Genomic DNA, 12,203 nt, shown 5'->3' with positions numbered 1-12,203 from the left:
CGATCTGGGACCAGATCACCGGGACTCTCGGCCTGTCCGCAGCAGCCTGAACCACCGTCACCACCACGGCCAGATACGCCCCGAACCAGAACACACCCACCAGGACTCACCCAACCTGACAACGCCCGCTGCACCAGTCGCGAGCTTCGGTCAGCGAGGCGAAGGATTGCGGGTATTCACCGCAATACTTGATCGTTTTGAAGTTCGCTTCGCTGAAGGGGTTGTCGTTGCTCACCTTCGGCCGGGAGTGCGAGCGGGTGACGCCGAGGTCGATGAGGAGCTGGGAGACCTTCTTGGAGGTCATCGAGGTGCCGCGGTCGGCGTGCACGGTCTCGGGGACGATGCCGTCGCGCTCGATGGTCTCGCGGATCAACTCCTCGGCGCGGTCTGCGGATTCGGCGGCCTCGACGGTAAAGCCGCAGATGTAGCGGCTGTAGATGTCGATGATCACGTAGAGGTGGTACCAGATCCCTTTGTCGGGGCCCTTCGGTTTGGAGATGTCCCAGGTCAGCACCTGGCATGGGCCGGTCGCCAGGAGTTGGGGGACCTTCTTGGCCGGGTGGGTGGCCAGGTGGCGGCGTTCACCGGACTGCCCGGCGGCGGCCAGGATCCGGTACATGGTGCGCTCCGAGCACCAGTAGCGGCCCTCGTCCAGCTCCCGGGCCCAGATCTGCGCGGGCGGCAGATCGGCGTAGTGCGGCCGGTTCATCAGCGCGAGGATCTCCTCCCGCTCGGCCTGCGAGAGTGCCGAGGGCGGGGCCGGTCGCGGGGCCCGTTCCCGCGGTGGTGGCGGGTGGAGCCTGCGGTAGTGGGTGGCGCGCGAGCGGCCGGTCAGCCGGCAGGCCACCGTGGTGTTCAACTCCCGCTCCAGCTCGGGGAACAGTTCGTCGACGACTTCGTCGGCGGACGTCTTCAGCCCGCGCTCCTGGAGAGCGGTTCCAAGAGCGCGTTGGCTTTTCCCATGAGCTCCAGGGCGGCGTCTTTGCGGGCGGCCTCGGCCTCCAGCCGGGTGACCTTCTTGCGCAGTCGTTCCAGTTCCGCTCCCTGTCGGCTGTTCCCGTGCCGCTGTCGGCCGAGACTGCGCTGCCTTACCCCCGCCCCGAGACGACCTCTTTCTCGGGCCGGGTCTCGCGGGAGGAGGTCGGGTGGACCCCGTCGATGGATGCCGTCCTGCTGTGGAGCCGGCGATCCGGCCTCGATCTGAACAAGGTGGCCGCCGAACTGGGCGTCGACTCCCGCGCACTTCTCCTGCGTGCCCAGCAGCTCGGCGCGGAAGGACGCCTAACTGTCGAACCGGTGCATGGCGCTACCAGCCAGGCCGGACGGCACCGCCGCCACGCAACCCCGCACATCCCCGTCCCCGACAGTCCCGCATCCCTCTACGACTCCTACTCCCACCCCTACACCTGAGCCGTCCTGCCACTACGACGAGTGCCAGGGACTGAAGCCTTCACAGACCCGAGCGCCACGTGCCGATGAAGCGGTGACCTGCGTCTCGGATACACCGCTTGCGATACGGCGCTTCCAGACGGAGCGCGTGCGATGTGCGGTGGGCGGCGCCGCGGGCCGAGGATGCCTCGCGCTCGACGTCCACGGCGGTGTCGTCGTTCTCGCCCGGCATTCCAGGCCATTGGTCGCAGGGATCGTCCTGGCCCGGGGAACCTCAAGGGGGTCCAGATCCAAGGTGAGCCCTTTTTCGTGGTGGGGTGCGAAACCGGTGGTGGGGTTCGGTCGTTGAGAGTGTCGGGATGGATCCGCCCCCGGGGTTCCGAGTGCCCGCCCCCCACCCCGTGGGGCGGGTTATCCCGGTCGGTGGTTCTGGCGGCCGGCTGTCTTTTCCGTCTACTACGCGTGCCGTACGGGAGCCCACGCGCGTGGTCACGGGTGCCGGTCGCCAGGACTTTCCCCGCCCCGAGGAACCTGGTGCGACATTACAGAGCGCTGTCACAAACGCCCATCCGAGGGCCTGCACTGCGTCCGATTTGGCCCACTCCACGGCCTCGGTACGGCGGGACGCCGGCGTGATGTCATCGCGTTCCGTAATTGCGCGGCAGAGCCCCCGGGAGTGGGAGCCGCCAACGCGAATGGCCGTTGACAGCCGCGAGGGTCCCCGATGACAGTCGGGGCGGTCGGTCGGCTCTCGCCGAGTATTCGGGGTCTTGTCCGTGACGGCCGCTCATCTGGCGGCCGTCCGTGGGTGTTCGCCGACCGGGGTCCGGACCCCGCTCATCGCGCTCTCGGCCAAGCGCTTCGATTGTTGTCGACGGCGGATGTCGACGGTGTCGCCGAGGGCCGGGGCCCGGGCGTCGGTGCCGGGGCGCTCTCGTATCGGGATCGGACACCGATGCGTGGCGGCCCTGGCCGTCGTCGCGGGCAGAGCGCTGGTCGACCGGCGGCCTCACCGGATCGACGAGGCGCCAGGCGCCAGGCGCCAGGAAAACGAGTTCGTTCCGGCCGGGTTCCCCCTTGACGGCCGGAACGCGTCCATACGGGTGACGCGCCCGGTACCCGTGGCGTGGTGGGTCGCGGAGCGGTACCGATCGCTGTCTCCTGGCGAAGAGCGGTGACGGTTGTTCCCGGCGGGATGGCCGCGGCTCGAAAGCCCCCGCCCCGGGCCGCCGTCACATAGCAGGCCCCGGGGCGGGGAGAGCCAACCATCGCAGGACGAGCGGTCACTCCCACTCTCCGGGCGGACCACCACACCGGCTATCTCGTCCGGAACGAGGCGCGGCGCGCGGTGGCCGCCGCCCTGGCGAGGCCACCATCCGCGGATGGCCGTGACACGCGCACACGGGTGGACCACCCCAAGATCATGGATGTGGCCGGCCGTCGAAGAAGGCCGAGTCGGGCCCGCGCCCGGGGCTCCGGCGCCCGCCCGCACCGCGGCCCCGGTGCGGTTCAGCCGGTCCCCGATCCGGATCGAGATCCGTTCAGGTGCGTATGACATGTACGGTGTGTGATTCCGTGGACGGCGAGAGTGTTCCACACGTCGGTGGGGGTTCTGCCGGTGCGCTCGGTGATCCGGGCGACGGGTTCGCCGCCCGCGTATGCCGCGACGGTGGCCTCGGTCAGGTTCCGGCGGGCCGCGTGCACCGCGGCCCGCGCCTCCCGCAGGGCCCGGGCCGCCCTTCCATACTCTCCTCGCCACTCACGCCCCCATCCTGCCGGCCTGCCGCGGTGCGGGGACGGGCGCCACCGTCACCGCGCGGTGGGCGCCGGTGGCGGGACCCGGCAGCGGCACATCCCGTCACGAGGTGGGCCGGATACTCCTGTCTGGAGGACGTAGGGCCCCGCCCGAGACACGCGACGCGCGGGGCCGAGGGGGACAACATCGTAACGTGTGAGCAGTCCGCTGCCGGTGATGTGACAGGAGAGCCGAACGGCCCCGCGCTCAGGGACTTTCGCCCCGCGGATGGAGCGCGGCCCGACACCATGATCTTTCCCGGGGCCCCTGCGGGCCCGGGTGAGCGCCACACTGGGCGGGCTGGTGCGCCGGCTTCCCGTTCGGGGCGTTGCGGCGGTCGGGTGAAGTCTTGTGCCGGGTGGTGTCGGTGGGGGTGTTCGGTCGTTGACCGGTCGGGGACGTGTTCGGCCCTTTCGGGACGGGGAGTCTTCGGGCCGGTCCCCGGGTCCTGGTGTTTCACGTGCCCCCGGACGCGGGATGCGAGGCGCCGCGAGCGGCGGTGCCGTGTGGGATGCCAGGACCCCTTCCCGGCCGGGGATTGTTCACGATCGCCGTCCCGCTCCTCCACCGACCACGGACGTCAGACACGGCAGCTGTAGTTCTTGATCACGGCTGGTCGTGATGGCGATGTCGTTGTGGTGGCAGGCGGTCGCGACGGCTTGGTGCCGGCGGCGCCAGGCGGTCCAGTGCAGGACGTGGTCGCGGGCGGTGGGGCGGCAGTACGAGGGCCCGCAGGAGACGGACGAGCTCGGGGCAGGTCAGTCTTCCTGTTCCCTTCGGGTGCGCCTTGCTGGCGTGAAAACATGGGGGTGGCGCTTGCCCGCCGATGCCGGTCGCTCGTTGGGACGTTGAGCCCGTAGGTCAGTCTGGTGCCGGGGCCGCAGTTGGGCCACGCACTGTTGCCATCGAGCACGCCGGTCAGATTCTCGCTTCCCCCGCGGCCCCTTGGGCAGGCGCCGGCCCGTACGGACCGACAGCAGGGAGCGGCGCGTGGCGGACATTGACAGTGGTGACATGGAGGAGATCGAGCAGGGCGAGGAGTTGGTGGCACGGGTCGCGGCGATCGACATCGCCAAGGCGTCGGGCATGGTCTGTGTCCGGGTGCCGCGCGAGGAGACGCCTGGCAAGCGCGTGCGGCGGGTCTTCAACACGGTCGCGACCAGCGGAGCGATCCTGGCCCTCGCCGACCCTGATCCGCCAGGGCGTCACCCGGGTGGTCATGGAGGCCACCTCGACGTACTGGAAGCCCTACTTCTTCCTCCTGGAATTCGCCGTGGTCTGGAGTGCTGGCTGGTCAACGCCCGCGACGTCAAGAACGTCCCCGGCCGGCCCAAGACCGATCGCCTCGACGCGGTCTGGCCGGCGCCGAGCGCGGCATGCTCCGCCCCTCTTTCGTGCCCCCGAAGCCGGTCCGTGAACCGCGCGACCTCACCCGGGCGCGGCCCACGCCCGGGAACGAGGCGTCAGGGTGCGGCTTGGGATGGTTGCGTTCGACTCTGGTGCGCATTTCCTGACGTGGTGTCGGCTGGTTGCGGCATGATCGAGGGTGTGGTCGCTTCTGTCGTGCGACTGCGGGGGTGAGGGTGTTGTCGTTGCAGCCCAAGGGTCTGCCGCCGGTCCCGGAGCACCGCTTCGCGGGCGAGCCTGCGCAGGCCGGGATCTCGGCATCGCCGCGCTCACCCCGGCGGTACCTGGTCCGGGTGTGGCCCTCACATCGGTGGCCCAGCACACCGGGTACCCGTGGACCGAGTAGGCGGCCTGTTGACCGAGACCCCCGTCGTAGACCCGGAACGTGGCTTCGGCTGCTGACTTCGCCGCCTTCTCGGCGCGGTGACCCGTCAGGGAAACGTGCCACCGCGCCGCCTGCCGGTCAGAAGAAGATCGTAAGGAACGAGAACGAGTGCGCCTCGAACACTCCTGCCGTGAGGTTGTTGATCTCCGGGTTGCCGGTGGGCGTACCCAGAAGGGAGAAGGTGTCCTCTCGGTCACCGACGGCGTTGCAGTTCGTCTCCCTGTACTGGGTCACGACTACCAAGAACGACGGAGCGCCGGCGCCGATCTTCAATGACCTGAAGTCCACGTTCTCACAGCCGAGGTCGAGCACGTCGTCAAAGTCGTACACCGTCTTGGTGCCGGTGTAGTTGGTGCCAGTCCAGACGCAGAGCCGCTCGGCGTCACAGGACGAGTCGGCGTGGGCAGTGCCGAGACTAGTGGCGGGCACGACCAGTGCGAACAGACCGGCCATGACGGCCGCCCGCCGGGCCCAGGGACGTTGCTGGAACCAGGACATGGCTCTCTCCCTTCCTCTCAGTCCCCTGACAGGCAGGGGCCGAGAGCTCCGGTCTCGCTCACCGAGGTGGTGAACGTCGTATTCCGGTGCATCTCAGAGTCCTGCCAGCAGACAGGTCTCGTACAGCCAGGAATACGGGGCGCCCTGAAGCACGAAACCGGCGCACATTACATCCGCGCTACCCCAATACACCACCACCCGCGCGCCCCTCCCCGGAGAGAATTTGCTCTTTGACAGCCACATGTCCCGGTACGGCAGCCGCACTTCGTTACGTGACCTGCGGGTACGGGTTCTCGACGGGCCGTCCGAGACGGGTCCTCCGGTGGTGCCAGCGTGCTCTGGCTCGGTGTCGGTCTCGCCAGTTCTGCCAGTGGATCCTGTGCTCGAGGGTGGCCTGGCGGGGGTTTAGGGCACCGAGGAGGTTCTTGATCGCGGCGACGGTCAGCGGGACGCGCCCAGGTTCGAGCGGCGGGATGGGCGTTGTCAACTTGGTGGGAGCTGTGAGTGCGCGCTGGGGATCAGGATGTGCCTGGCCGTGGGACCCGCGGTGGTTCAGACGGCGGCGGACACGCCGGTGACCTCGTTCCACACGGTGAAGCGGTCCTTCATCTCGTCTCGGTAGTCACGGACTGTCATCAGATGGCGGCGGGGCCGGAGGTGCGGGGAGATGAGGCTGAACGCTGCCAGGAATCGTTGGGCTCCTGCGACGGAGCGGAAGCCCTTCATCGCTCGTTCCCGTTGTCGGGTGGGTTGGTGGGAGTTCTCGGCCCGGTTGTTCAGGCCTTTGTGGGAGCGGTGATCGATGGAGGACATGCCCAGCCCGCGCAGGGCGGACCCGTAGGAGCGGAGCTTGTCGGTGACCACCACCCGGGGCGCAGAGGCGGTCTTCTTGCGTAGTTTCTTGAAGAACTTCCTGGCCGCGGCCGTGTCCCGCTTGCTGTGGACCAGGACGTCCAGCGCGTTGCCGTCGGCGTCGACGGCCCGCCACAGGTACCTGTACTCGCCCTGGATTTTAATGAAGACCTCGTCCAGGTACCACTTGTCGCCCACCTTGGGGCGGCGATGCCGCAGCGCGGCCGCGTACTCGGGTCCGAACGCGATCGACCACTGACGGATCGTCTCGTGGGTGACCTCGACGCCACGCTCCAGCATCAGCTCCTCGATGTCGCGCAGCGACAAGGCCAAGCGGTGATGCAGCCACACACAGTGGCTGATGATGTCCGCCGGGAAACGGTAACCCCGGTACGACGGCCCCCGCACGGACTCCATGACGCCCCCCACCAGCAACGATCAGCTTGATGATCATGCCTGCCGAAGGAGACTCAGCTCAAGTTGACAACGCCGCCGCACCAGCTGCCCAGGGGCGTCCTTGGCGTAGACGGTCCTGCGCCAATTCCTCGACGCGAACGACAAATCCAGCGGCCGCGACGGCTCGTCTACCGCCTCGCCGATGGCGTCGCAGAGGGCGGTGGCTGGTGGGGTGTCGGGGATCAGCGGCCGGGTCAGGTTCTGGTGCGCGAGCGCGTGCTCCAGCGCGTCCAGCACACTGCGGTCCTGCGAGGTCGCCACGAACGTGAGCCTGCGCGCGAGTTTGAACATCGTCGGCCGGTCCGGACGGAAGAAACGCTCCACCAGCGGCGTGAAATTGCTGCCGTAATGCGCAGCCAGGGCCTCGATCTGGCCGAGCTGCGCATCGACACCGCCCGCCCGTTCCACCGCCTCCCGTGCCAGCTTCAGGGCCAGGACGTCATCGAGCGAGTCCGCGGTGCTTCCGTCCCCGTTCCCGGCGGGGTCTTTCAGCGCGGCCAGGACGTCCCGGTAGGCGAGGAGCAGCTGCTCGGTGACCTGCTTCTGCCGCTTCTCGATCTCCGCGAGTTCCTCCTCGGCGCGCCGGATGTGCCGGGCCATGCGCTTGCACAGCATCGTCACGAACTCATCCCGCGCCCCTGCCCGCACCTCCGCGACCAGGCAGGCGAGCATCGCCGTCCGGCGCGGCTCAGAGATGTCCCTCATCTCCCCGACACTCAGCACGCGGGCCTGCGCGGCCAGCGACGCCACCTTCGCCGACGCCGTCTTCCCCAATTCCCCACCCACCAGCCCGAATCCCCCAGAGCATCCAGGCACTCCATACGCTCCGCGTGGGCCCGGAACCTCGACCACGTCGCCCGCCGCCCCGGCTCCTTCAACCCATCGAACCCACTCCGGCGCTCACCATCAGCCACCTCCAGCAGAGCGGACACGCGGGCGCGGGCCGCCTCACTCATCCGACCCGCGATCCCCGCGCAGATCTCCCCCTCCAACGGGTCCGGACGGTGGCAGCCATACGGTCCAGAGTGGAGAACCCCGGCAGCTCCAGCCCCGCCCGCACCAGCTCCTCCAACGCCACATTCACCAGATCCGCCGTATGCGCCTTCACCGGCGCCGCCGCCTCCATCGCCTGCTCAACCACCCTGCGCACCCGCCCCGGATCACGCACCAGCCCCAGACGCTCGCGTATCCAGGACCGGTAACGCTTGGCCGTGCGCGCCGAGTCCACCGCCGGGGCGAGGGCCTCCGGCAGCCCGGCACACTCACGGACATGGCCCACGACAGCCGACGGCACCGTCTAACCGTCTCCAGATCCGGGAAATACCCCAGACGACCACAGGATTTGAGCAGCAACAGCAGCGCGAGCGTCCGCTCCGGCCGATGATGCGTACGCTCCCGGGCCCAGGCGATCTCCTCCGCCGACGGCGTGAAAAACTCCCGCAGCTCCCGCACCGACATCATCCGCTTGAACCTCGGATACGCGGTCCGCTCCACCGACGCCACAGCCATCACCACCCACGATCGCGCCACCCAGACGGACGCACTCTAACCGGGTCGAACCAGGGCAAGCAGCATGCGGTCCACCACTCCCAAGCGCAGCCACACTCCGCATCCGAATCTAACCCTGCGTCACAAAGTGACCCCTTTCGCGGGTATCTCCTCCGACCGCCTTGCTGATCAGATCGGGACTGACCTCGACCCCGTAGATCTGCGCCAGGTGCGAGCGGATGTCGCGCACGCTCATCCCGCGGGCGTAGAGCGAGAGGATCGGGTCGTTGAACCCCGCGAGGCGGCGGGCGTTCTTCGGGACCAGCCGCGGTTCGAAGTCGCCGTTGCGGTCCCGCGGAATCGCCAGCGTGACGGCGCCGGCATCGGTCAGGACGGTCTTGGGTGAGGTTCCGTTGCGGGAGTTCCCCGACCCGTGACCCGCTGAATCTCCGCGTTCGTAGCCGAGGTGTTCACTCATCTCGGCTTCCAGGGCCCGCTCGAGGACGGCCTTGGTGATCTCCGTCAGGAGCCCGCCCTCACCGAGCAGGGCCGCCCCGGAGGCGTCCGCCTTGTCGAGCAGTCGCTCGACCACCTCGTCGACCATCTTGTCGCCGGCCACGGACGCGGCCGCTTCGTCTTTGTCCGTCATGACTCGTCCGATCCGCCTGGCCCACAGGCCCGAGGCCGAGCCCCGGGCCAGGCTTCCACATCACGGACTTACACGATCTTTCAGACACGCTCTCCTCGTGATCCCGTTTCTCCAGGTTGCCTTTTCGGGTGGGTTCGAGTACTCGAGGGGGGTGTCGGTCGGGTCTTTCGGCGGGGGGTGTGGGTGGGGGAGGGTGGGGGTGTGGTCCGGTCGTCGTGAGGGGGCCGGACCACACCAAAGGAGGGCTGGTCCGCGGTGGGGGCGTCGTGATTGAGTCCGGGTGTGTTCGCGGAGGAGAGTGGTCGGCGATGAACGTTCGCTTTCGGGGCTGTTTCTCCGTTTCCCGTGAATGCGATGGGTGGGGGGAGCGGTGTGGCCCGGGGGCGCGGGGTTGTCGTCCCCGTGGTCGGGAACCGGTCCGGTGTCGTCTACGGGGGGAGAGCCCGAGTCACGGGGATCGTCGTTCGGGTTGATCGTGCGGGGGTGCCCGTCCCTCGTGGTGTCCTCGGGTCGATTTCCCGAGGGTGGGGGTGGGGGTGGGGGGGTGTTCGTCGGTGTTCTCTCCATGGTCGGAAAAATTTTTGTGGGAAGGGTCCCCTGATGTCCCCTGTTCCGGAATCCGGTGGTGTCAAGACGCCCAGGACGGGTGAGTTGCTTCCCTCGGTCTACGACGACGATTCGGTCATTCAGGCTTTCGCCGCGGCCATCGACACCGCGTTGGAGCCGATCACGGAGGCCCTCGACGCCTTCCCGACGCTCCTCGACCCGTGGCTGGCCCCCGCCCGGTTCCTGCCCTGGCTCGCGCATGTCAGCGGCGCGCGCGTCGAACCCGGCTGGACCGATCTACGCTGCCGGGCCGCGATCGACATGGCTCCCTGGATCAACGCCCGCCGGGGCACTCCCGAGGCGTTGCGTACCGAGGCCCGGTACGTCTACGGCTGGAAACTGAATTTCACCGAACCCGGTGAACGCCCAGGCTTCGACCGCCTCACCGTCACGGCCCGTCAGGTCTCGGATGAGAACGACGAACCGCTCGACCTCACCAACGCGACGATCCGTGCCCAACTCGAACGCCTGATCCGAGCCCACTGCCCCGCACACATCCCCTACGAGATCATCCCCGGCCTGACCTTGACCGCCAGGCACTACGACAGGTACTGGGCCGACGCCAAAATCACGGTGATGCACCCGGCACAGAACGAACCCCTCACAGTGGATTTCGGCGACGGAGAACCCGAGTGGGTAGGAGCCGCGGATGAGGAAGGCAAGCCTGTCATCATCCACCACTCCTACGCCACGCCCGACACCTACACGATCAAGGTCCAGGGCGAGAGCGAGGACGCCTATGATGAGGCCACTTTCGAAACCCTCCCGCTGAGCCTCGAGCTCCAGGACGGGGACGATCCGTACACCATCAAGGTCACCGTCTCCCAGGCCCAGCCCACCGAGCAGGTCGATTACTCGCCCGAGGAAGGCGGTCCGGCGCTCCCCGGGCAACCTGTCGAGGTGAGCTTCGTCGATTCGGCCGGCACTGTTTACGGTCCCCAGTCCTTGCAGGTCGACGAGGCCGGCACCGCGTTCTGCGAACAGCCCCTGAATCGTCCCGGCGTGGTCACCGTCACCGCCACCCAGCCCACCACAGACCCAAACAAGCCCCACACCACCACGGATACGTACGACGTTCCCGGTGCGATGATCATCAGCGTGGCCGCGGAAACCATGGCCATCACCGTGACCGCCGAGACCACGGCCCTCACCCCCCGGCAGGGGCAGGACTGGGCCACGGTCATCGCGGCCATCTCCGGTGGCGTCGAGGGGGAAACCCTCACCGTGGACTTCGGCGACGAAACCGACCCGGTGCCGGCGCGCGTCGGAGCGGGGGGGACAGCCGACCTGCCTCATACCTACACAGAGCACGACACGTACACGATCACCCTCAAGGACGCGACCGGTCAGACCACACTGGCCACCGCCACCTTCACCGTCGTCTACATACCCGACGCCCCGACGATCACCTCACCGGCCCAGGACCACACCGTGGGTGTCAACCCCGAGATCACGGGAACCTGTGAGCCCGGTGCCACAGTGACCGTCGAATGGGAAGGCTCGGCAACCGACCCTGCCACCGTCACTCCTGGCGGCAATCTCACCAGTTGGACCCTCACCCCGACCACCGCCCTGGCAGCCAGCGCCGGCGCTCTCACCGCAACCCAGACCATCCCCGAAAGCGATACTTCCCCCGAGTCCATCCTCAGAATCAACGTCGTCGACATACCCGACGCCCCGACAATCACCTCACCGGCCCAGTACCACAACGTGGACTTCACACCCGAGATCACGGGAAAGGCCTTGCCCGGTACCACCATCGACCTGTGGAACAGCGGAAGACTGATCGGCGAGAATGTCGCAGTCGACACTGAAGGCGAGTGGGCCTACACCCCCACCACCAACTTGGTCGCCGGCCCAGGCTCGCTGCAGGCCCGGCAATACCTCAACGGCGGCCCGCACAGCGACTCCGGCATCGTCAAGGTCTACGTTGGCCCCATCCCCCCACCGAGGATCACTGCACCGACCTCGGGCACCGTGCCCAGCAGGCCTCCGATGACGGGAGACTGCGTGGCGGGCGCCACCGTGACCGTGAAACGGAATAACACGGCGATCACCCCCGACGCCGAAGTTACCAATACGGGGTGGACCCTCACCCCCGGCCCGCTGCCCACCGGCACCAGTACTCTCACCGCTGTCCAGACCCTCCCCGGCAGCGACCCCTCCCCCGAATCCGACCCAGTTGACATCAACGTCGTCGCTACACCCGGCCTTCCGACGTTCGAGGGTCCGCCCGCGGGTGATGTGTCGGTCAAACCTGTGATCGCCGGTACCTGTGAGGCCGGCGCGACCGTAAACGTGACCACGAGCCTCGGAACGATCACCCCCGCCACGGTCACGCCCGGTGGCAACGCCACCACCTGGACCCTCACCCCCACCAGCAACCTGCAAGTCGGCGCACACACCCTCAGTGCCACCCAGACCACACCCGGCGGAACCTCTCCCGCGGCCACCCTCGACATCAACGTCCGGTCAATGGCCATCACCATCACCCCCGGCGACGGCCTCATTACGTAAGCACCCCACCCGAGCAGGCGAGCAACCCGACCAAGGGCGTTGTCAGGTTGGGTGGAGGCCTCTTCCGGTGGCATGATCATCCGTCTGGTCGGATCGCCGGGAGGGGCTTCGCGTGGACACGCCGTCGTACCGGGGTTTCCGGTTTCCGCCGGAGATCATCT

At 68.1% G+C, this 12,203-nt stretch carries 8 protein-coding genes and 3 pseudogenes; 3 read left to right on the top strand and 8 right to left on the bottom strand.

Annotated elements, in window-relative coordinates; translation table 11 throughout:
• Window positions 1-106 precede the first annotated feature (106 nt).
• Window positions 107-859, bottom strand: a complete 753-nt coding sequence (locus tag OTB19_RS39335; RefSeq protein ID WP_267803590.1) for a DDE-type integrase/transposase/recombinase — start codon at window positions 857-859, stop codon at window positions 107-109.
• A gap of 299 nt (window positions 860-1,158) precedes the next feature.
• On the opposite strand from OTB19_RS39335, the gene OTB19_RS39330 reads away from it, so the two are divergent.
• Window positions 1,159-1,410 carry a hypothetical protein gene (locus OTB19_RS39330; RefSeq protein ID WP_267803589.1) on the top strand — a complete coding sequence of 84 codons (252 nt, stop codon included), beginning with the start codon at window positions 1,159-1,161 and terminating at the stop codon, window positions 1,408-1,410.
• A 2,380-nt stretch (window positions 1,411-3,790) separates the two neighbouring features.
• Here OTB19_RS39330 and OTB19_RS43835 read toward each other — a convergent pair.
• Window positions 3,791-3,946, bottom strand: a pseudogene (locus OTB19_RS43835) (IS701 family transposase); the annotation flags it as partial.
• 228 nt (window positions 3,947-4,174) lie between these two features.
• Here OTB19_RS43835 and OTB19_RS39325 point away from each other — a divergent pair.
• Complete coding sequence (locus OTB19_RS39325) at window positions 4,175-4,765, top strand: hypothetical protein (RefSeq protein ID WP_267803588.1); 591 nt, start codon at window positions 4,175-4,177, stop codon at window positions 4,763-4,765.
• 289 nt (window positions 4,766-5,054) lie between these two features.
• Here OTB19_RS39325 and OTB19_RS39320 read toward each other — a convergent pair whose 3' ends face one another.
• The 6 genes and pseudogenes from OTB19_RS39320 to OTB19_RS39305 form a co-directional block, all read right to left on the bottom strand.
• Window positions 5,055-5,474 (bottom strand): peptidase inhibitor family I36 protein, encoded by a 420-nt coding sequence (locus tag OTB19_RS39320; protein ID WP_267803587.1) that lies wholly within the window; start codon window positions 5,472-5,474, stop codon window positions 5,055-5,057.
• A gap of 552 nt (window positions 5,475-6,026) precedes the next feature.
• Window positions 6,027-6,743: an IS6 family transposase gene (locus tag OTB19_RS39315; protein WP_267803586.1), complete on the bottom strand. Its 717-nt coding sequence runs from the start codon at window positions 6,741-6,743 to the stop codon at window positions 6,027-6,029.
• 33 nt (window positions 6,744-6,776) lie between these two features.
• Entirely contained in the window at window positions 6,777-7,556 is a 780-nt protein-coding gene (locus OTB19_RS39310) for a hypothetical protein (protein WP_267803585.1), read from the bottom strand.
• Between the two features lie 178 nt (window positions 7,557-7,734).
• Complete coding sequence (locus OTB19_RS43830) at window positions 7,735-8,076, bottom strand: DUF4158 domain-containing protein (protein WP_420717000.1); 342 nt, start codon at window positions 8,074-8,076, stop codon at window positions 7,735-7,737.
• Window positions 8,077-8,096: 20 nt separating this feature from the next.
• Window positions 8,097-8,291, bottom strand: a pseudogene (locus OTB19_RS43825) (DUF4158 domain-containing protein); the annotation flags it as partial.
• A gap of 160 nt (window positions 8,292-8,451) precedes the next feature.
• Window positions 8,452-8,919, bottom strand: a pseudogene (locus OTB19_RS39305) (transposase); the annotation flags it as partial.
• A gap of 600 nt (window positions 8,920-9,519) precedes the next feature.
• Between OTB19_RS39305 and OTB19_RS39300 the strand changes: the two are divergent.
• A complete protein-coding gene (locus OTB19_RS39300; protein ID WP_267803584.1) occupies window positions 9,520-12,042 on the top strand; it encodes a phage tail protein in 2,523 nt (840 codons plus the stop codon).
• Window positions 12,043-12,203: the final 161 nt, after the last annotated feature.

It is taken from the genome of Streptomyces sp. H27-H5, assembly GCF_026627505.1.
GTDB lineage: Bacteria > Actinomycetota > Actinomycetes > Streptomycetales > Streptomycetaceae > Streptomyces.
This window is presented reverse-complemented; position numbering and strand designations above follow the sequence as displayed.

Excerpts from the sequence above, each read along its gene's own strand:
- OTB19_RS39330 (WP_267803589.1), top strand. The coding sequence starts at position 1,159 with ATGGATGCCGTCCTGCTGTGGAGCCGGCGATCCGGCCTCGATCTGAAC.
- OTB19_RS39315 (WP_267803586.1), bottom strand. The coding sequence starts at position 6,743 with ATGGAGTCCGTGCGGGGGCCGTCGTACCGGGGTTACCGTTTCCCGGCG.
- OTB19_RS39320 (WP_267803587.1), bottom strand. The coding sequence starts at position 5,474 with ATGTCCTGGTTCCAGCAACGTCCCTGGGCCCGGCGGGCGGCCGTCATG.
- OTB19_RS39300 (WP_267803584.1), top strand. The coding sequence starts at position 9,520 with ATGTCCCCTGTTCCGGAATCCGGTGGTGTCAAGACGCCCAGGACGGGT.